At 68.3% G+C, this 20579-nt stretch carries 7 protein-coding genes and 1 tRNA gene; 5 read left to right on the top strand and 3 right to left on the bottom strand.

Features of this window, described 5'->3' with window-relative positions; genetic code table 11:
• Window positions 1–1419 precede the first annotated feature (1419 nt).
• From NOSIN_RS15885 to NOSIN_RS26815, 3 genes are all read left to right on the top strand, one after another.
• A complete protein-coding gene (locus NOSIN_RS15885; RefSeq protein WP_227015027.1) occupies window positions 1420–4884 on the top strand; it encodes a LamG-like jellyroll fold domain-containing protein in 3465 nt (1154 codons plus the stop codon).
• Window positions 4885–4954: 70 nt separating this feature from the next.
• The gene (locus NOSIN_RS15880; RefSeq protein ID WP_236743381.1) at window positions 4955–12109 is read left to right on the top strand and encodes an RHS repeat-associated core domain-containing protein; all 7155 of its coding nucleotides are present in this window, start codon (window positions 4955–4957) and stop codon (window positions 12107–12109) included.
• Window positions 12110–12493 (top strand): hypothetical protein, encoded by a 384-nt coding sequence (locus tag NOSIN_RS26815; protein WP_143832940.1) that lies wholly within the window; start codon window positions 12110–12112, stop codon window positions 12491–12493.
• Between the two features lie 287 nt (window positions 12494–12780).
• On the opposite strand, the gene NOSIN_RS15875 is transcribed toward NOSIN_RS26815, so the two are convergent.
• Both NOSIN_RS15875 and NOSIN_RS15870 read right to left on the bottom strand, forming a co-directional pair.
• Entirely contained in the window at window positions 12781–14019 is a 1239-nt protein-coding gene (locus NOSIN_RS15875; RefSeq protein ID WP_077691496.1) for an ISAs1 family transposase, read from the bottom strand.
• A gap of 406 nt (window positions 14020–14425) precedes the next feature.
• Window positions 14426–14501: transfer RNA gene (locus NOSIN_RS15870), tRNA-Arg, on the bottom strand.
• Window positions 14502–15028: 527 nt separating this feature from the next.
• Between NOSIN_RS15870 and NOSIN_RS15865 the strand changes: the two genes are divergently transcribed.
• Entirely contained in the window at window positions 15029–15916 is an 888-nt protein-coding gene (locus tag NOSIN_RS15865) for a cobalamin biosynthesis protein (RefSeq protein ID WP_077691495.1), read from the top strand.
• 586 nt (window positions 15917–16502) lie between these two features.
• On the opposite strand, the gene NOSIN_RS15860 is transcribed toward NOSIN_RS15865, so the two are convergent.
• Complete coding sequence (locus tag NOSIN_RS15860) at window positions 16503–17012, bottom strand: hypothetical protein (RefSeq protein WP_077691494.1); 510 nt, start codon at window positions 17010–17012, stop codon at window positions 16503–16505.
• 479 nt (window positions 17013–17491) lie between these two features.
• Between NOSIN_RS15860 and NOSIN_RS15855 the strand changes: the two genes are divergently transcribed.
• The gene (locus NOSIN_RS15855; protein WP_077691493.1) at window positions 17492–20428 is read left to right on the top strand and encodes a penicillin acylase family protein; all 2937 of its coding nucleotides are present in this window, start codon (window positions 17492–17494) and stop codon (window positions 20426–20428) included.
• The last annotated feature ends 151 nt before the right edge of the window (window positions 20429–20579 follow it).

The following is a 20579-nucleotide window of genomic DNA, read 5'->3' as shown; positions in this document are numbered from 1 at the left end:
AGACGGGCACGTATCTCACGCGCTGAACTGCCCCGCATGGCGTGGACCAGTATGTCGAGGAAGTCCTTGGCCATCAGTGGGCTGCCGCAGCATTCCCAGCAGCAGTACCACGAGCGGGGATAGAGGTGGTCGTTCCACGGGGGGTGCCCGGGGTCGCGGGCGTACCTCTCCCACCTGGGGAGTGCCTCGTTGATGATCCCTGGCCACAGCTGCGGGTGGCGGTGTTCGGCTCGTCGGATCTCGGCCATCGTCTTGGACGACAGGCCTTTGATCGCTGGTGCTTTTCTTTGTCCTCTGCGCACTCGGGGGTGGTTCTCTGCGCGCATGCGTCCCGGCCGTCTACGCGGCATGGGCCTTTCTGTCGATGAACATGCCCCGCATCATGCCATAACGCTTATGTGGCGGCCAGTCCAGGTCTGCGCGGTGTTTTTGTTCCTGCCGGTGGGCTTGCTCGGCGCTGCCTCGTACCGGGCTTGGCGGAAGCTGTGGTGTGAGCCGGGACCACCTCCCGCCACTTCCGGAACCGGACAGTCATCGCTCTCGATCCTGGGGTGCATGTCGAAGGTGATGCTGGGTCCGGTCGGCATCGTGCTGCCAGAGGTGACGCGGTAGGTGGCTGAACGTACCGCGTGTCTGATGTGGCGCGCCTCCGGAAGGGCCCGTCGGTACGCGGGCATGGGGCGTGGGCGGAGGACTGGTCCCACCAGCACGCATTTTCTCTGGGGCAAGGGGGTGTATCCCGCCTACCTGAGATGTTGTGGCGCACCTGGCAGGATTCGCGCCTGCGGCCATCGGCGGCGTCCGATGGCACCTCGCGAGGTACTCGGATCGGCGCCGATATGTGCTGGTCCGCAACCGTGTGTCCGCTTCCGAGCCCTCGGGGCGGAGTGCTCCCATGTCGGCCGCTGGCCTGTGCGCGCCTGAGGGGCGGTGCGGCTCTGGGGCCAGAGCGTCCGTTCGGTGCTGGTCGAAGTGCTCGCCCTTCTACAGGAAGCCCAGAGCCACGGATCGCTCTCCCGTTGCTGCGCGATGGAGGCTCCTTTCGCCTCGAAGCGAGGATGTGCGGAGCCAACCTGTGGGAAACCGCCCTGTCTGCTTTCCGTAGCCGCCACCGCAGCTCAGAAGGAGCATTCAGCTAAACATGCGATAAGTGTCCGAATGCGGACACAATGCCCTCTTGTGGCACTTGTGTGGCTGAAGGTGCATGTCGTGTACTTATGTGTCGCATGGTGTGATCTGCGCCACTGCCTAAATGTTTCTTTCGGGCTGCTAGCTTTCCGTTCGGTCCCAGGACAACCACCGACCGTGCTCGGATGGCACGGCACCCACACGGTGATCCCCCAGCCTGGGTCAGAGAGCTCTGCCATGCCCCGCCATGCGCGAGTACTCGGCGCTGCCGCAACGGCGTCGTTGCTCCTCATGCCCGCTCTGTCCACCCCCGCCTTCGCGGAGGAGGAGCCCGACAACGGCTCCTCCACCTCGACCGCCGACTTGCGCGGAGACCAGGAGGCCCTGGTCCTGGCGCAGGAGACCGGCGAACCCGTCGAGATCACCGCGGCCACCACCGAGACCAGCCGCCACCTGGCCAACCCCGACGGCAGCTTCACCCTGGAGCAGAACGCCTTCCCGGTGCGTGTGCGTAGCCAGGACGGCTGGACCCCGGTCGACACCGACCTGGTCGTGGGCTCCGACGGCAGAGTCCGTCCCAGGGCGGTCAGTGCGGACATCGCCTTCTCCGGCGGCGGGGACCAGGCCCTGGCCAGCGTCGGGATCGGTTCCAACTCCGTCGGGCTCGGCTGGCACGAGGACCTGCCGGCTCCCACCCTTGAGGGACCCCAGGCCACCTACGCCGACGTCCTTCCGGACGTGGACCTGGTCCTGACCGCGGGGGTGGACGGGTTCGGCCAGGTACTGGTGGTGCACACCCCCGAGGCGGCCCGGCACGAGGACCTCGCGGAGCTGGAGATGGCCCTGTCCACTACCGGTGTGACCATGCGCCTGGGCGAGAACGGCATGCTCGAAGCCCTCGGAGACCGGGGCCAGAAGAGCGTCTTCACCGCGGTGGCCCCGGCGATGTGGGACTCCGCCGGGGTGGAGGAGACCGGCGAGGACCCCACGGTGATGGCTCCCATGGGTGCGCGCACCGAACTCCTCGACGTGGACCTGACCCCCGACAGCATCCGGCTGGTCCCCGACACGGCCATGCTCGAGGACGCCGAGACCGAGTACCCGGTCTACATCGACCCCTCGGTGGCGGTCAGCCGAGTGGGGCGCACCTACGTCAACGCCCGTTTCCCCAGCCAGTCGTACTGGAACTACGCCACCTCCCACACCCCCGGTGTGGGCTACGAGCCCAGCGAGGGCAGCACCAAGCGCGCGTTCTGGCGGTTCGGTATCGACTCACGCACCAGGAACGCCGACATCATCCGTGCCACGTTCCGCGCCAAGGTCACCCACGCCTACGGGTGTACCAACGCCAAGGTCCAACTGTGGCGCACCGACGCCATCACCTCCTCCACCGACTGGAACAGGCAGAACACCTCGGCGTTCTGGAACACCAGGCTGGACACCAGGACCATCAACGCCGGACGCTCCGACTGCTCCGGCGGCACCTCTCCGACGGTGGAGTTCAACGCCACCTCCGGGTACGTGTACAGCCGTGACGCGGGACACAACACCACCACCCTGGGCCTGCGCGGCAACGAGACCAGGTCCTCCAGCAACCACGACTGGCGCCGCTTCGCCTCCAACCCCACCCTGCAGGTGGACTACAACAACCCGCCCGAGATCCCCACCAAGCTCTCGGACTCCCACGGCGGCACCTGCTCCACCGATCCGGACAATCCGCGCCTGATCAACGAGACCCGGCCCACCTTCACCGCCTACGTCCGCGACCGCGACTCCACCTCCAGCAACCGCCAGAAGGTCAAGACCCGCTTCGCCTGGTGGGTGGACGGCACCCGGCTCGGTGACGTGGACACCTCCTCCACCAACGTGGCCGTGTGGTCCTCGGGCTCCTACCAGTCCGTGCGCGCCACCGCCCTGCCCGAGGACGTCCTCATCGGCTACCGGGCCAACGCCAACGACGGCACATCGTGGTCCGGCTGGTCGTCCTACTGCTACCTGATGATCAGCACCGCCCGACCTGATCAGGGCCCCGCGGTCACCTCCACCGACTACCCCGCCGGGGACGAGTTCCACGGCTCCCCCGGGCAACCGGGCGAGTTCACCTTCACCAACAACGGCGTCGACGGGGCCGAGAGCTACTTCTACGCCCTCAACGACGACTCCTGCGTCACCGAACTCACCCCCGAGGAACCGGGCGAACCGGTGACGGTGACCCTCACCCCGCGACTGGAGGGACCCAACTGGGTCTACGCGCGCACCGTGGACGCCTTCGGCAACTCCTCCGACTGCGTCCTCGCCTACTCCTTCCTGGTCGCCCCGCCCAGTGATCCGGTCGCCCGCTACACCTTCGACGAGGGCGAAGGCGACCACGCCGCCGACACCGCCAATCCTGGTCAGGGCGCCACCCTCTCCGAGGGCGTGGAGTGGGTCCGTGGCCGGGTCGGGGCGACCGACAACCCCGACACCAACCCCACCCCCCGCCTCGAGGGCACCGCCGTGCACACCAGCGGCTACACCGACGGCGACCCGGGACCCTACGACGAGATCACCGCCGACGGATCGGCCGTGGACACCTCCGGCACCTTCTCGGTGTCGGCGTGGGTGAAGCTGGACCGCGCCTACGCCCACCACACCGCCGTCGCGCAGGAGGGCACGCAGCAGAGCGCCTTCCACCTGGGCTACCAGGGCGACACCGGCCAGTGGGTGTTCAAGATGTCCCCCGAGGACGGGTACTGGGACGGCTCGCGCGCATGGGCCAAGGTCACCTCCTCCGCCCCCGCCGAGGTCGGGGTGTGGACCCACCTGCTGGGCACCCACGACGCGCAGACCGGCGAGATCACCCTGTATGTCGACGGCGTGGAACAGGGAACGGACACACAGCCCGGGCCGTGGAACGCCCAGGGTCCCCTCACCGTGGGCCGTGCCCTGTTCCAGGGCGCGGGCAACTACTACTGGCCCGGCGCCATCGACGACATCAGGGTGTGGAACCGGCTCGTGCTGGACGAGACCGTGTCCGAGTCCGAGACCGCCTCCGAGGTGTGGCGTCTGGCCAACCGGCCGATCGCCGCCGAGGGCCGGTGGAAGCTCGACGAGTGGGACGGCACGACCGTGGCCGACACCACCGACCACGGACTCGACGCCACTCTGCACGGCGACCCCCTCACCGCGTGGAACACCGCCGAGAACGGCATCACCGCCTCCCCCGGGGTGCGGCTGAACGGAGCGGGCGAGCATATCGAGGCACCAGGGCCAGCCGTACGCACCGATCGCAGCTTCAGCGTCTCGGCCTGGGTGCGCTTGGACGAGACCGGTGAGTCCGTCGACGCCACTGCGGTGAGCCAGTCAGGGCAGTTCCAGAGCGCCTTCCACCTGGGTTACCAGGGCTCCAACGGAGCATGGGTGTTCAAGATGTCGCCGCATGACGACGAACCCACGACGGGAGCAGAGGGCTGGACCCGCGTCTACTCCACCATCGCTGCCCGACTGGGGGAATGGACGCATCTGACCGGTGTCTACGACCACACCCGCGGCGAGATGGTGCTCTACGTCAACGGCTTCGAGGAAGCACGACTCGCGGTGGATCACGCCTGGCACGCCGAAGGAGGACTGCGCATCGGCGGTGCCCAACTGCGAGGCGTAAACGAACACTACCACTGGACCGGCGACATCGACGACGTCCATGCCTACCAAGGTGTGGTCAACGACCGGGACCTGTCCCGGGTGTACGCGGGGGAGTTCCCCAACACCCAGAGCTGACCACGCTTCCGACCCCACCCCGCCCCTGTGATCGTCCTCCACCCGACCGGTGGAGGACAGGAGGACTGCTGTGACCCCGCGCAGTGACACCCCCGTCCGTCCCGGCCCGATCCGCCGCGGCATCACCTACTCGGTCGCCCTCGTCATGGCCGCCGGGTTGCTGAACGTGCTTCCGGCCTCTGCCACCGCCTACAATCCGCGTCCCGAGGTGGAGGACGTCCCCTCGGTGGAGGGCCACGACCTGCTGGCCCCCGCTGTGGGCGGGGGCGACGCGGTCGCCAAGGCGGCGCTCACCGAACCGGAGGAGGCCGCATGGCCCCAACCCTCCTCCAACGATCTCGCCCTGGACGGTGACCGGCCCCAGGCCTTGAGTGCCCAGGAGGACACACCGGTCACGGTCACTCCGGTAACGGGCGAGGCGTTCGGCGAGTGGGAGGTCCCCGAGCACTGGCAGGAATGGGAGCCCGAGAGTCGGGAGGATCCCGCCGAGGACCAGGACCCTGAACAGGGGGCTCCGAACGAGAACGTGACTCCAGAGCAGGAGGGGCACGGCGGGGACGAAGCCTCCGAACAGGAGGAATCGAGTTCGGGGGAGGAAACCAGGGGACCCTCCCCGGAAGAGATCCCGGAGCGGTCGCCGGAGTCAGTGGACCCCTCACCGGAGAGCAGTCCTTCTCCGTTCCGAAACGAGTCCCGCAGGGAGCCCGTCACCTTCGAGGACTCCGTACCGGAGGTGGACGCCTTCGCCGCCCCCGAGCCGGTCGAGTCCGCCCAGGTCGAGATCCTGGACCGGGCCGACACCGAGAAGGCCGGGGTCAACGGCCTTCTCGTCCAGGTCACCCGCACGGACGATTCGCCCACTCTCGCCCCGGTCCGGATGGAGGTGGACTACTCCGAGTTCGCCGCCGCGTTCGGTGGTGACTACGCCTCCCGCCTGAGCGTCGTGGAACTCGATCCCTGTGTCCTGGACGACTCCTGCGAGGCCGACGACACGGTCGCCTTCGACACGCCCCAGCTCCTCGACAACAGTGTCGAGGACCAGAGTCTGTCCGCCGTCGTGGGCGCGGCTCCCGCCCAGGGCTCCCTGTTCGCGGTCACCTCGGCCCCTGCCGGAGGCAACGGCGACTACGGAGCCACCCAGCTGTCGGCCTCCTCCAGCTGGAACGTCAATACGCAGTCCGGTGGCTTCTCCTGGTCCTACGGGGTCACCACGCCGCCCGCTCCCAGCCAGTTGTCCCCCGCAGTGGGGCTGAGCTACTCCTCCGGTGGGATCGACGGCCGTATCGCGACCTCCAACAACCAGACCTCCTGGATCGGGGACGGGTTCTCCTACGCACCGGGTTCCATCGAGCGCCGCTACGCCGCTTGCGTGGACTCCGGACACGAGATCGGTGACCTGTGCTGGAACACCGACAACGTCACCCTGTCCATGAGCGGGCACTCCGGCGCACTCGTCAAGCACGACGACGGCAGCTACCGCCTGTCCAACGACGACGGCACCAAGGTCGAGAGGCTCACCGGCGCCACCAACGGGGCGCACGGCGGCGAGTACTGGAAGGTGACCACCCCCGACGGCACCCAGTACTTCTTCGGCCGCAACCGCCTGCCCGGCTGGTCCAGCGGCGATCCCGAGACCGAGTCCGCGCAGACCATGCCCGTCTACGCGGCCAAGTCCGGGCAGCCCTGCTACGACTCCGACTTCGCACAGTCCTGGTGCCAGCAGGCCTACAAGTGGAACCTGGACTATGTCGTGGACGTGCACGGCAACGTCATGACGTTCTACTACGACGCCGAGGCCAACCACTACGGTCGCAACCTCACCAACACCGCCACCCCCTACGTGCGCGCGGCCAACATCAAGCGCATCGAGTACGGGCTGCGTAGCGACGACGTGTACGCGACCGCTCCGGCCCGGGTGGTGTTCTCCACCTCCGAGCGGTGCCTGGTCACCGACTCCTTCGACTGCGCCCCGGAGAAGCGCACCTCGGGCAACGCCGCGCACTGGCCCGACGTGCCCCTGGACCAGGACTGCAAGTCCGGCTCCTCCTGCGCGGGCAGGCACTCGCCGACCTTCTGGTCCACCAAGAAGCTCGACACGATCACCACGCAGATCCGCCAGGACGGCGAGTACGCCGAGGTCGACACCTGGACCCTCGACCACTCCTTCCCCGAGGCGGGGGACGGAACCGGGGCGGCCCTGTGGCTGGACTCCATCGAGCACACCGGCCACGTGGGCGGCACCGAGACTCTGCCCAAGGTCACCTTCGGCGGAACCCAGATGCCCAACCGGGTGGACTCGCCCACCGATGACATCGCGCCGATGCTGCGCTGGCGCGTCACCGAGGTCAAAACCGAGTCCGGCGGCCAGCTCGACATCACCTACTCCGAACCCGAGTGCGTGCACGGCCAGACTCCGAAGCCGCATGACAACACCAAGCGCTGCTACCCGGTCAAGTGGACCCCCGAGGGCGGGGTGGAACTGACCGACTGGTTCCACAAGTACGTGGTCACCGAGGTCAACGAACTCGACCTGGTCACCGACCAACCCACACTCACCACGAGCTACGACTACGTGGGCACCCCGGCCTGGCGGTACACCGAGGCCGACGGCATGGTCAAGGACAAGTACCGCACCTGGGCGGACTGGCGCGGCTACGACCGGGTCATCGTGCGCACGGGCCACGCCAGCGAGGAACGCACCGAGACCGAGTACCTGTACTTCCAGGGCATGGACGGTGACAAACAGCCTGACGGAACGCGCAGTTCCTCCGTCACCGACTCACGCGGAGTCGAACACACCGATCGCAAGGAACTCAACGGCACCCTGCTCGAGGTCATCACCCGCGATGGTGAAGGCGGCGAGGTCATCGCCCGGGAGATCACCAGGCCCTGGCTGAAGGAGACCGCCAAGGTCACCCACTCGTGGGGCAGCCAGAGCGCGCACATGATCCAGACCGAGCAGATCGTCAAGTTCGCCCGGAAGGAGGACGGGAGCTGGTACCAGACCCGTGTCGACAACACCATCAACGACCGGGGCGCCGTCACCCAGGCGCGTGAGTACGGCGACGTGGACGTGTCCGGTGACGAGAAGTGCACCCGTACCACTTATGTCGACAGCACCAGTGCGTGGATCCTCAACCTCGTCTCCCGAACCGAGACCCTCGCGGTGGACTGTACGGAGACTCCCGACCGCCCCGCCGACGTCATCACCGACGAACGGGTCTTCTACGACGGTGGCGGACACGGCGACGCACCGACCCGCGGTCTGCCCACCCGTACCGAGAAGCTCGACTCCTACTCAGGCGGTGAACCCGTCTACCAGACGGTGCAGGAGGCGGAGTTCGACGCTTTCGGCAACACCGTGGCCGAGACCGACGCCGCCGGAGGGGTGACCACCACCGAGTACACCTTCACGAGCGCCGGACTCCCCGAGACCACCACCGAGACCAACCCCCTCGGACACACCACGACCACTCGGGTCGATCCCGCCCGCGGCCTGCCCGTCTCCGAGACCGACGCCAACAGCCGCACCATGCACATGGCCTACGACCCCCTCGGCCGTCTGACCAGCGTGTGGCTTCCCGGACGCGACCCCGAGACGGAAACCCCGACCAGCAAGTTCGAATACCGCATCCGCCAGGACGCGCCCACCTCGATCGTCACGCACTCCCTGCGGAACCCGACCGAGTACACCACCAGCTACGAGATCTTCGACGCGTTCCTGCGCCCGCGCCAGACCCAGAGCCCAGGCGTGAACGGTGGACGGCTGATCACCGACACCTTCCACGACACCCGTGGCCAGATCGTCAAGGAACGCGAGGCCTACCACAACACCGAAGACCCCAGCGACACCCTGTTCGTCGTCGCCGACGACGGTGACGTTCCCCGTCAGACCAGGACCGTCTATGACGGAGCCGGACGTTCCACCGACGTCGTCCACGTCGGTTTCGGCGAGGAGCGGTGGCGCACCACCACCGAGCACCACGGCGACCGATTCCTCATCACGCCGCCGGACGGTGACACGGCCACCACCGTCATCAACGACGCCCGTGGGCGGATGGTCGAAACCCGCACACACCACGGCCCTGTTCCCGAGGGCGAATACGACTCGATCACCTACGCCTACGCCAAGAACGACGAACTCGCCTCGGTCACCGACCCCGAGGGCAACACCTGGGCCTACACCTACGATCTTCGCGGCCGCCTGGTGCAGACCGACGACCCCGTCGCGGGTACCACCACGATGTCCTACAACCAGCTCGACCAGCTGGCCACCAAGACGGACGCCCGTGGTGAGACGCTCGCCTACACCTACGACGCCCTCGGGAGGCAGACGGGCCTGTACGACGACAGCCCCGAAGGATCCCCGCGTGCACGCTGGGTCTACGACACCCTGGCCAAGGGGCACCCGACCTCCTCCACCCGGTACGCGGACGGCAGCGCCTACACCAGCCGGGTCGTGACCTACGACCAGTTCTACCGGCCCCTCACGACGGAGATCCTCGTCCCCTCCAGTGAGGCCGGCCTCTCCGGGCGCTACCGCTTCTCGACCCAGTACAACTTCGACGGCACGGTCCGAGCGGTGACGATGCCCGCCGCGGGCGCACTTGGCCAGGAGACGGTGTCCTACTCCTTCAACGACCTGGGCCTGCCGGTCCGGATGTCGGGTTTCTCGGACTACGTCACCGGAGTGGTCTACAACAGCACCGGTGAGTTGCGCCAGCGCACCATGGACATGAACGTCTCGGGTACGCACGCGACCCACCTGACCCGCCACTTCGACCAGGCCACCGGACGCATGTCCGAGACCACCCTGGTGCCCGAACGCGGTATCACCGGCTCGCTCGCACACCAGCACTACACCTACGACGACGCGGGCAACGTACTGAGCCTGCGCAACGAACCCACCGCTGACCACCTCCAAGCGGACGTGCAGTGTTTCGGCTATGACCACATGCGTCGCATGACGGACGTGTGGACACCCGACGCCACCGGCGAGCAGGCCTGCGCGGCCGAGCCCTCAACGGACGACCTGGGCGGTGCGGCCCCCTACTGGCACTCCTACACCTACGACGCCCTGGGCAACCGTGTCACCGAGACCCGCCACGACCCGGTGGCCGACACGGTGCGTACCTATGCCCACGGAGGCCACGAGGGCATGGCCCCTCAGGCCCTGGCGCAGGTGACCGAGACCGGACCCGCGGGCGACCGGCTGGAACAGTACGCCTACGACGAAGCCGGCAACATGACCGGCCGCACCACCGCGGCCCGGGACCAGGACCTGGAGTGGGACGCCGAGGGAAGGCTCTCGCGTGTGGTCGAGGAGGACGGATCCGCTACCTCCTTCGTCTATGACGCCGACGGCCAGCGCCTGATCCGGCACGCTCCGGATGCCTCCACCCTGTACCTGCCGGGTATGGAGCTGCGCCTGGACCGGCAGAGCCTGGTCAAGGAAGCCACCCGCTTCTACACCTTTGCTGACGAGACCGTGGCCGTGCGTGACAACGAGGGGACCCTGTCGTGGATCCACTCCGACCACCACGGCAGCGGCCAGATCGCGGTCGACGCCCGCACCGGAGAGGCCACCCACCGGTACATGACGGCCTTCGGCCAGGCGCGTGCCGGTCAGGGCCAGTGGCCGGCCGAGCGCGGGTTCGTGGACGGCACCGTTGACGAGTCCACGGGGCTGACCCAGCTCGGGGCGCGCTCCTATGACGCGTCACTGGGACGCTTCATCTCGGTGGACCCGGTCATGGACGTGACCGACCACCAGCAGATGCACGGCTACACCTACGCCAACAACAACCCCGCTTCCTTCAGCGACCCCGACGGCCTCTTCTTCAAACAGCTCGCCAATCTCATCGGTAGCACGATCAGGCTCGCACTGAATGTCGCGGCATCGGTGGCACGGAGCTGGGGCGCTGACATCACCACGAACTCCACGTGGCAGAACCTCATGGGCTGGGCCGACCGGTTGTCTCCGAGGAGTGGTTCCGGTGGCTCTTCGGGCGGTGGTGGTTCTTCGGGCAGTACCTATCAGGACCAGCAGTACCAGGCCTACCTGGACGCCAAGAGGGAGAAGGAGGAAGCCAAGCAAAAGCTGATCAAGGCAGCCGCAGGCCTGGCCCAACTGGTCGCGGACGAGCTCGGTATCACGGCGGGACTCGAATGCTTCACCACCGGCGACCTGGGGGCCTGCGGCGAGACCGCCGTCAACGTCGCACTCATGTTCGTCGGCGGCCTGCCGGCCAAGATCGCGGCGAAGTACGGGCTGCGTTGGGGCAAGGCTGCGGAGTTGGGCCGAAAGATCGCCGATCTCGGCGGTGAGTTGGTCAGCGGCGTGAGGGGCCTGGTCAAGTCCAACAAGAAGGTCAAGAGTCTCTGCTCAGGCAGGAACAGTTTTGCGCCCGGCACGGGTGTGGTGATGGCCGACGGGTCGACCAAACCGATCGAGGAGGTCGATGTCGGCGAGAAGGTGTTGGCCACCGACCCGGAGACGGGCGAGCAGACGTCGCGGACGGTGCTGGCCACCATCATCGGATCGGGCAGCAAGCACCTGGTGGAGATCACGGTGGATCCGACCACCGAGCGCGAGGCGGCCGGTGGGGGCACCGATTCCGAGGCTGAAAACGAGCAGGCGGAGCAGGTGGGGATTCCGGGCCCGGTCGCGGCCGGGGACGTGATCGTCGCGACCGACGAACACCCGTTCTGGGTGCCCGACCTGGGGATGTGGATCGACGCGATCGACCTGGCTCCGGGGACATGGCTCCAGACCTCCTCTGGCACGTGGGTGCAGGTCTCCGCGGTCCAGTCCTGGACCCAGGCCGCGACGGTCCATAACCTGACCGTCCAGGGCGTCCACACCTACTATGTGGCTGCTGGAAATTTGGACACCCTCAACCATAATGCACGAGAGCGGTGTGAGCTCTTTGAGATTGGGCCGCATGCCAAAGAAGGCGTAGCCCTCGAAGATGGCAATATTGAAGCTCCTGGGGTTCGGGAACTCATCAATGAGGCGGGGGACAGGAACGGTTGCCATATGTGCGGGGCAAGGGTGTCGGGGAATAAGAACGGGGATTGGACTCCGGATCATATGCCTCCGACGGCACTGGTTCCGGCGGGAAGCCCGCAGACTGCCTATCCGCACTGCAGAAAGTGCTATCGAAGCCAGGCTGGTGCAGTCAGAAACCTATCGCTAGAGTATATGAACAGAGATTTGCTGTAAATGCAAAAGGAAAAACTCATTTTCGAATTAACGGCGAAGGTTGAATATGCGTCTATTCTGGTAGAGTCGGAACAGGTTCAGGGTGATGCGGACCATGGTGACTGGAATCGCGATGGTGCGCTGGCTCATTTGCTTCCCGGTTCTCTTGTAGTCGGTGTTCGGGCTCCGGAGGATGGTGCTGTTGCTATTCAGGTAATCAGGGGAGATAGCTTCTCGGAAACCCTTCCGATTGTTGCTTTCTCTGGGGAGGTGGATTCCAGTGATGGTAGGTTCTTCATCCAGGACCATATGGGGAATTTTAGACTGGCGCTCTCCTCGTCTGGCTTGTTTGAAATACGGGTAGATGAATTTGATGCTTCAAGGGTGCAAATTATTTTCTGGTGATATTTTCGGGAGGCGAGGGATGATGTGCCCCGGGTGGTGGTAGGGGAATCTGAAAAGGGTCAGGCTGGTACAGACTGGGACAGAATCCTCCACCTGTGGTGTGGGGTGCGCCAGTACAGGGGTATCTGCCGAGGGCCGTGGATAATCTCGCTTGTGCCCGGTATCTCGTGGTGCGAGCTTGTCCCAGGCGCGTCCGGCTTCCGTGCTCCGGAAGATGAACCCATCCCTCCCGGCGGTTAGCACTGTGCTGCGGTTTGTTCCGGGTCGGTGTCTTGTGCAGGGCTCGTTCAAGTTCCCGAGAGGTCGGGTTTGTAGCCGATCCCGAAGAAGAGGAGCGCGTGTTCGGGTAGGTCCCGGATCGCGCGGGTGGTCTTGGCGATGTTGTCCGCTCCCGCCACCTTCAGCACCCCGATGGCCAGATTGCGCAGCGTAGCCATGGCCCGGGGAGCACTGCCGGTGTGAACCGTGGAGGCGTCCTCACCGAACGTGACGTCGCGGATGTGGTGATTGGAGTTCTCGATCACCCAATGGCCGCGGACCAGCGCGGCCAGCTCGGCGGGGGTGGCCTGGTGGGCGTCCAGGCTGGTGACGGCGAAGACCGTCTCGCGGGTCTGCTTCTTGCCGGTCTCCTGCCGGCGGCGGTGGATTCTCACAGCGAGCTTGGCGTGGGGAAAGCAGATACCGCCGAGGCTGTCGGCGACGCCCATGACCTTGATCGATCGGGACTCGCGGCGCCCGTGACCCTTCTCCGAGCGGGTGTGGGCGAGGGGCAGCTCCTCCCAGGGCAGGGCCGTGATCTGGGTGTGCAGGGTGGGCTGGTTGGTCTTGACCACCGCAACGTAGTGGGCCTTGTGGTTCTCGACCAGATGCTTGAGATGATCCCTGACGGTGTGCAGGGCGTCGCAGGTGACCACCCGCCCGGCCAGGTCCAGGCCGTCCAGGAGGGGGAGGAAGTGGCGGGTCTCGTTCGTTTTGGCACCGACCTCGGTCTGGGCCAGGGTCAGGGGCGGGTGGTGGGTGAGGGCGGAGAGCAGATGGCGGCGCGGCTGATCGATGCGGGCCGATCCCTTGAGGGCTTTGCCGTCCAGGGCGATCGCCTCATGCGCGGGTTCGGTTTCCTCGCCGCTGTTGTTGTCCTCGATGGTGGAGCGGTGGCGGTCGGCGAGGTAGGCGCACACGGCCGCGTCCAGGGCATCGGCGTCGATGCCCTGGACGCGGTCGATGGTGCAGGCCGCCGGGGAGCGCCTCCAGCGCAGCGGGTGGGGGCGGGTTCCGATCGCCTCCAGCAACACATCCGTGGCGCGTTGTCCCCATTCGGCGGTCTCTTCGATGGTCCTGGCTCCGGAGATGACGGCGCAGGCGCAGATGGTCAGGATGCAGGACAGCGGGTACCAGCGGCCGCGGGGTGAACGGGGGTCGGGGACCTTCTCCATGTAGGGGCGCAGGTCCGCCACGGCGGTGGTGGTGTCCAGGGACGCGAGTTTCGCGAGCGCGTCCGGGATGGGGGATGATGGCAGGGCAGGCACGGGAGACCTTCGGGATCATTTGGCTTCGACACCACAATGATCACGGGTTCCCGTGCCTGTCTGCGTGTACGGCCGTGATCTCCCCGAACCGGACGATCTGCACCAAGCCGGAACTTGCACGAGCCCTGTGGGGTAAGGGCACCGGCCGTATCCGGCCGGTGGGCGACCACGGGACCCATCGGGCCTGGACACCGGTGTCGGGGCGGCTACGGGGTGCTGACGGGCGGACGCGAGGGTGTCCCAGGCGCCGCCACCAGGGTCACGGGAGGGCAAAATGCTCCGCGAGGTGCCCGTCCACCTGTATTGGACCCTGCACTGCGGAGCACACATGGAGCATGTCAGGCCCCGATCCAGATCCGGCGCCTCGCCTGTTCGACTCGCGCACCCCGTCTGACCTGGGGTTTTGTGGTGCACCCGGCAGGATTCGAACCTGCGGCCATCGGATTAGAAGTCCGGTGCTCTATCCACTGAGCTACGGGTGCTCGATTCAATTGTCGCCCAGCCGTGGCCGGTCGTGACCACGCTGTTACCCGTGGTTGCGGGGGGCGCTGCGTGCCGAAGGCGGGGCGGAGCCGGGGGCGGCGCCTACGGTCGGGAGGTCCCGTGTCGTGGCACCTGTGGCGTCCCGGGCAGACATTCTAGAGTATTGGTCCGATGTCGCCCACAGGAGGGCAAAGCCTCATCAACTACAGTGATTCGTAGTTGCTTCTCGTTACCACGCGCGTCCCACCAAATCGGCCGCTATGGTCCTCGCGCACCACGTTACCGGTGATTAACTCCTGGTGCGGTGCTGTACCGCTGGCGTTTCGCGAACTCCCGGCGGTCCGGGTGCTCCCGGAGGTCAGAACATCCACCACTGACCTGCGAAGACCATCAAGGCGACCGCCAGGGTCAGCATCCGAACCTCCTGAGGGTGGCATGTAGTCACTCTAAGTAGTTAACTAGCTACTAAGAGTGACAGTGATGGTGTGCTGCGATGGGGATTCGCTGGTGCGGCTAACGTGGCCGCGTGCGATCACTGGGACTGGTGGCGGGTTTCCTGCTCGACAGGGCGGTGTCCGACCCGCGTAGGGGGCACCCCGTGGCCCTGTACGGGCGCGTCGTGGGGCGGTGGGAGGACCTCGTCTACGGGGACTCCCGAGCGCGCGGAGCCCTGTTCGCGGCCGGGGCCGTGCTTCCCGTGGCGGGCGTCGGCTCGCTGTTCCGGGGCGGCGCGGCGACGGCGGTCACGGCCTGGGCCGTGCTCGGCGGCAGCATGCTGTGCCGCGAGGCCGAGCGGATCGCCGCGGCGCTGGAGGACGGAGACCTGGCGCGGGCACGCGAACTCCTGCCGAACCTGTGCGGCAGGGACCCCTCGGAACTCGACGAGGCGGGGATCGCCCGCGCGGTGGTGGAGTCGGTCGCCGAGAACACCTCCGACGCGGTGGTCGGCCCCCTGGTCTGGGGCGCTCTGGGCGGGGTGGCCGGGATGGCGGGTTTTCGCGCGGTCAACACCCTCGACGCCATGGTCGGCCACCGTGACGAGCGCTATGAGCGGTTCGGCGCGGCTTCGGCGCGGTTGGACGACGTCGCCGGATGGGGCCCGGCGCGGCTGACCGCGGTCCTGGCGGTCCTGGCCGCGCCGGCGGTGGGCGGCGACGTCCGCACGGCGTGGCGGGTGTGGCGGCGTGACGGCGACAGGCACCCCAGCCCGAACGCCGGGCAGTGCGAGGCCGCGTTCGCTGGCGCGCTCGGCAGGACCCTGGGCGGCGCCAACGTCTACCGGGGGTACGAGGAGCGCCGTCCCACGATGGGGAGCGGACCGGGAGTGCGAACGGCCGACATCCGCCGTGCCGTGCGCCTCGCACGCGCGGTCCACCTGGGAGCCCTGGCCGTGGCCGCGGCGGCGGCCCGGTGAACGCCCCGCCGGTGGCCGGGGCCGCCCCGGACGCGGGCAAGGGCGTGGTGGCCTCGGGCCCGTGCCGCCGGCCGGCCCGGCAGGGGGTCCGCGCGGCCTCCTCCAAGGCGCAGGACATGTCGCTGGACTCGGTGGTCGTCCCCGGGAGGGCGGAGCCCGGTGCCCCGCGCAGGCGGCGTCTTCGCGTCGGCTCACGGCACGCCCGTCCTGCTGGAGGAGGCCGGCCGGGCCCTGGCCGCGGGATTCGTGGTGAACAAGCTCCGCGGTCCGCGCCGACCGCTGGAACCGGGCCTGGAGAACGACGCCGTTCGACGGGCCTTCCGAGGTGGCCCGGGTCGCGGACCCTCCCGCCGGCGGGGACGCGGCACCTCCGCACGGCGGATGAGGCCAACCGGACGGTCGTGCCCGGACAGGGGGACCGGACCCGCGATGGTCTCGTGAACCCGCGCTGATCCTCCGGGCACGCGGTGGCTCCATGGTTCCCCGGTGGCTCCCAGCTCCGCGGTGGTTCCGCGGTTCCGCGACGGTCCCACCGGTCAGCGACGATCCCGTGTACCCGAGGCGGCCCCGCGGAACCGTGGCCGGCTCAGGCCAGGTTGCGCGCGTAGTTCACCTGTTGGTGGATCTGGCTCGCCACGGCCGGGTGGGTCGCCATGATCGACGTGCTGTAGTGCTGGCCGTGCCCCTGCACGGTGACCTGCACGTGTCCGGTGGTCTTCTGCTCCTTGACGAGGAGGAAGAGCAGCCCCAGCAGGCAGGTCCACCAGAAGACCAGGACCGTCACGATGATGGCCCAGGTGGGCGTGGACCGTTCGGTGCGGCTCATGTCGTTCACCGTCCACACCGTCCCCCTGATGGGGAAGCGTCCCATGGGGGTGATCACGGTGTGCTGGGAGAACGCGATCTCGCCGATGGTGCCGATGGGGGCGTCACCGTCGGCCGGAGGATAGGGCATCGCGGGCTGATGGCCGCCGGTGGCGCCGTAGACCTCCATCGCGCCGCCCTGGTAGGGGTCGGGAGGAAGGCCCCAGCCGGGGGTCTCACCGCTGGGCTGGTGCCACGGTTCGCCCGGGCCCGCGTTCGGATACTGGTTCATGCCGTGATTGTGTCAAAGCCCGACCCGCCTCAGGGCCCCGTACGCCCGAAGTCGCGCACGACCGGAGCCCCGCGGGCTCCGGAACCGGGCCGCCGACACCGGGTCACCGGCACGGACACCGACACCGGCGCCTCTCAGCCTTCCGCCCGGCCTCCCGCCCTGTTCCCTGGTTCGATCCGCCTAAGCACGGCCCGATCCGCCCAGGCCCGGTCGGCGGTGGGGGAGCGGCGGGGAAGCGGTGGACGAAGTGGGGAAGGGGCCGTGGCCGGATGTGGCCACTTCGGGGCTCCCCGTATCCGGCCCTTCGCCGGGGGTGTTCCGGAATCCGGGCTGCGTGTGGCGTGGGTCACTCCAAACCCGTCGGTTCCGGCGGTGCGCGTCCCGCCCGCCGCCCAAAACATGAAACTCTTTCGCGATTTCCCTACCCGTGCGTAGCATGCCGCTGATCCATCGCCCGCACCCCCAGGTGGTGACAGCTCTTGTTCCCCTCCCTCGCACGACGGCTACGCACCGGCGCCACGGGTGCCGCGCTGGCGGTGACCGCGGCCACCGTCGCCGCTCTCCCCGCCTCTCCGGCCCTCGCCGAACCCGCTCCCGAGCCCCTCGCCGACTACTGCGCTCCCGCGGGATGCCACGACATCCTTCCCCCCGGCCAGAACGGCAGTGCCACCCTCGTCGAGATCCTCGGACACCAGGTCTTCGGCACCCGGCCCCGGCACTCCTCCAGCCAGTTGGACATGTACGACAACCTCGTCCACCACTACGACGGCCTCACCGAGGAGGGCCTGGACGACTTCTTCCTCGACGCGGGCTTCGGCGTGGACCCCGACGACGTGGGCCGCGAGTACCAGCCGCGCGAGGACGTCACCATCACCCGCGACGCCGGCCACGGCATCCCGCACATCCGGGGCACCACACGCGAGGGCACCATGTTCGGCGCCGGATACGCCGCCGGCGAGGACCGCCTCTTCCTCATGGACGTGCTGCGAAGGGTCGGCCGCGGCGAGCTCACCTCCTTCGCCGGAGGCGCCGAGGGCAACCGGAGCCTGGAACAGGACCTGTGGCGCACGGCCCCCTACACCGAGGAGGACAAGCAGGCGCAGATCGACCGGGTCGCCGCCGGCGGTGAGCGCGGCGAACAGGCGCTCGCCGACGTCGAGGCCTACCTGGAGGGCGTCAACACCTACATCGAGGAGGCCGAGAGGAACCGCGACTTCCCCGGTGAGTACGTCCTGACCGGGCACAAGGACGCCGTCACCAACGCCGGGGAGATCGAGCCCTTCACCCCCACCGACGTGGTCGGCATCGCCGCCATGGTCGGCGGCATCTTCGGCGGCGGTGGCGGCGGCGAGGTCCAGTCCGCCATCGTGCTCGCCAACTTCCAGGACCGCTACGGCGCCGAGAGGGGCGCCGAGCTACACAGTGCCTGGCGGATGGAGAACGACCCCGAGGCCCTGGTCAGCGTCGGGGGCGAGTTCCCCTACGGCGGGACACCCGACGACCCGGCCGGCGAGGCCCTGCCCGACCCCGGATCCGTCGAGCCCTACGACATCGTCCACGGTGAGCACGGCTCCGCGCTCAGCGGTGGGACCGCGGAGGCCCCCGCGCCGCTGGCGAGCACCGCGGAGGAACCCCGGGAGGGCGCGGAGGCCCCCGCCGTCGAGGACCTGTCCCGGAAGCAGCGGAAGGAACTGGAGCGGATGGCCGAGAAGGGGGACCTGTCCGCGGCCGAGGGCGTGTTCGACGACGGCGTCCTGCCCGAGGGCTTCATGGACCCCCGCGGCATGTCCAACGCCCTCCTGGTCTCGGGAGAGCACACCGAGAGCGGCAACCCCGTCGCCGTGATGGGACCCCAGACCGGCTACTTCTCCCCGCAGCTGCTCATGCTCCAGGAACTCCAGGGCCCGGGCATCAGCGCGCGCGGCGCCTCCTTCGCGGGCGTGAGCTTCTACGTCCAGATGGGCCGCGGCGTCGACTACGCCTGGAGCGCCACCTCGGCGGGCCAGGACCTCACCGACACCTTCGCGGTCAGGCTGTGCGAGACCGACGGCTCCGCGCCCACCACCGCCTCGCGCGCCTACGTGGACAGCTCGGGGGACTGCGTTCCCTTCGAGGAGCTGAGCGTCACCAACGAGTGGTCGCCCACGGTCGCCGACGGCACCGCCGCGGGCGGCTACACGCTGACCTCCCTGCGCTCGGAGTTCGGCCTGGTGCACTCGTTCGCGACCGTGGACGGCGAGCCCACGGCGTTCACGACGCTGCGCTCCACCTACATGCACGAGGTCGACTCCATCATCGGGTTCCAGCGCTTCAACGACCCCGGAGAGGTCACCTCCGCCGAGACCTTCACGGAGGCCGCCGGGGACATCGGCTACGCCTTCAACTGGCACTACGTCGACGACGAGGACATCGCCTTCGTCAACTCCGGCGACAACCCCGTCCGTACCGGGGGGACCAACCCCAACCTGCCCATCGACGCCTACTCCGGCTCGGGCTGGTCCGGCTGGGACCCCGACACCAACGACGCCGACCTCCACCCGCCGGAGGACCACCCGCAGGCCGTGGACCCGGACTACATCGTCAACTGGAACAACAAGCCGGCCCAGGGCTACACCTCGGGCTGGGGGACCGGATCGGTGCACCGCGGCGACCTGCTCGACGGCCGGGTGTCCTCGTTGGTCTCCGACGGGCACGAGTTCACCACCGCCAGCCTCACCCGGGTGATGATGGAGGCCGGTACCGCCGACCTGCGCGCCCAGGAGGTCCTCCCGCTCCTGTTGGAGGTCATCGGCACCGAGGCCGTGGACGACCCCGAACTGGCCTCGGTCGTGGAGGAGCTGCGGCTCTGGCACGAGGCCGGCTCGCTGCGCCGGGAGCCCTTCCGCGACGCGGGGTACTACTCCTACGCCAACGCCATCCGCATACTGGACGCCTGGTGGCCGCTGCTGGTGCGGGCGCAGTTCGAGCCGGAGCTGGGAGGGGACCTCTACACCCAGCTCACGCGGGCCGTCCAGACCGACGAGTCCCCGTCGGGCGCCATCGGCGGCGGCGAACCCGGCAGCGTCAACCAGGGGCAGCCCCACCGGGGGTCGGCGTTCCAGTACGGCTGGTGGTCGTACGTGCACAAGGACCTGCGCACCGTGCTCGGTCAGGACGTCGGGGGCCCGCTGGGCGGCGCCTACTGCGGTGGCGGCGACCCGGACGCCTGCCGTACGGTTCTGCTGGACACCCTCGCCCAGGCCGCGGACACCCCGGCGGGGGAGGTCTATCCCGGTGACGGGCACTGCTCGGCGGGCGACCAGCTGTGCGCCGACGCGGTGATCCACCAGGCGGTGGGCGGTATCGGCATGTGGCCGATCGCCTGGCAGAACCGGCCCACGTACCAGCTCGTCTACCAGTTCTCCGGCGGACGGTAGGACGGGCTGAGCGGACGCGGCTCGCGGCGGTCCTGAGCGGGTACCGCCGGGGGCCGCGTCCGTGCGTCACGGCTCGGGAACACTGGTCCGGATCACGTGCTTCGCCGGGCTTGTGTGGGTAGCGTAGGGAGTACCCGAACGCAGCGGGAGG

Origin of the sequence: Nocardiopsis sinuspersici (genome assembly GCF_001998325.1) — a bacterium.
In the GTDB taxonomy this organism is placed as follows: Bacteria; Actinomycetota; Actinomycetes; order Streptosporangiales; family Streptosporangiaceae; genus Nocardiopsis; species Nocardiopsis sinuspersici.
This window is presented reverse-complemented; position numbering and strand designations above follow the sequence as displayed.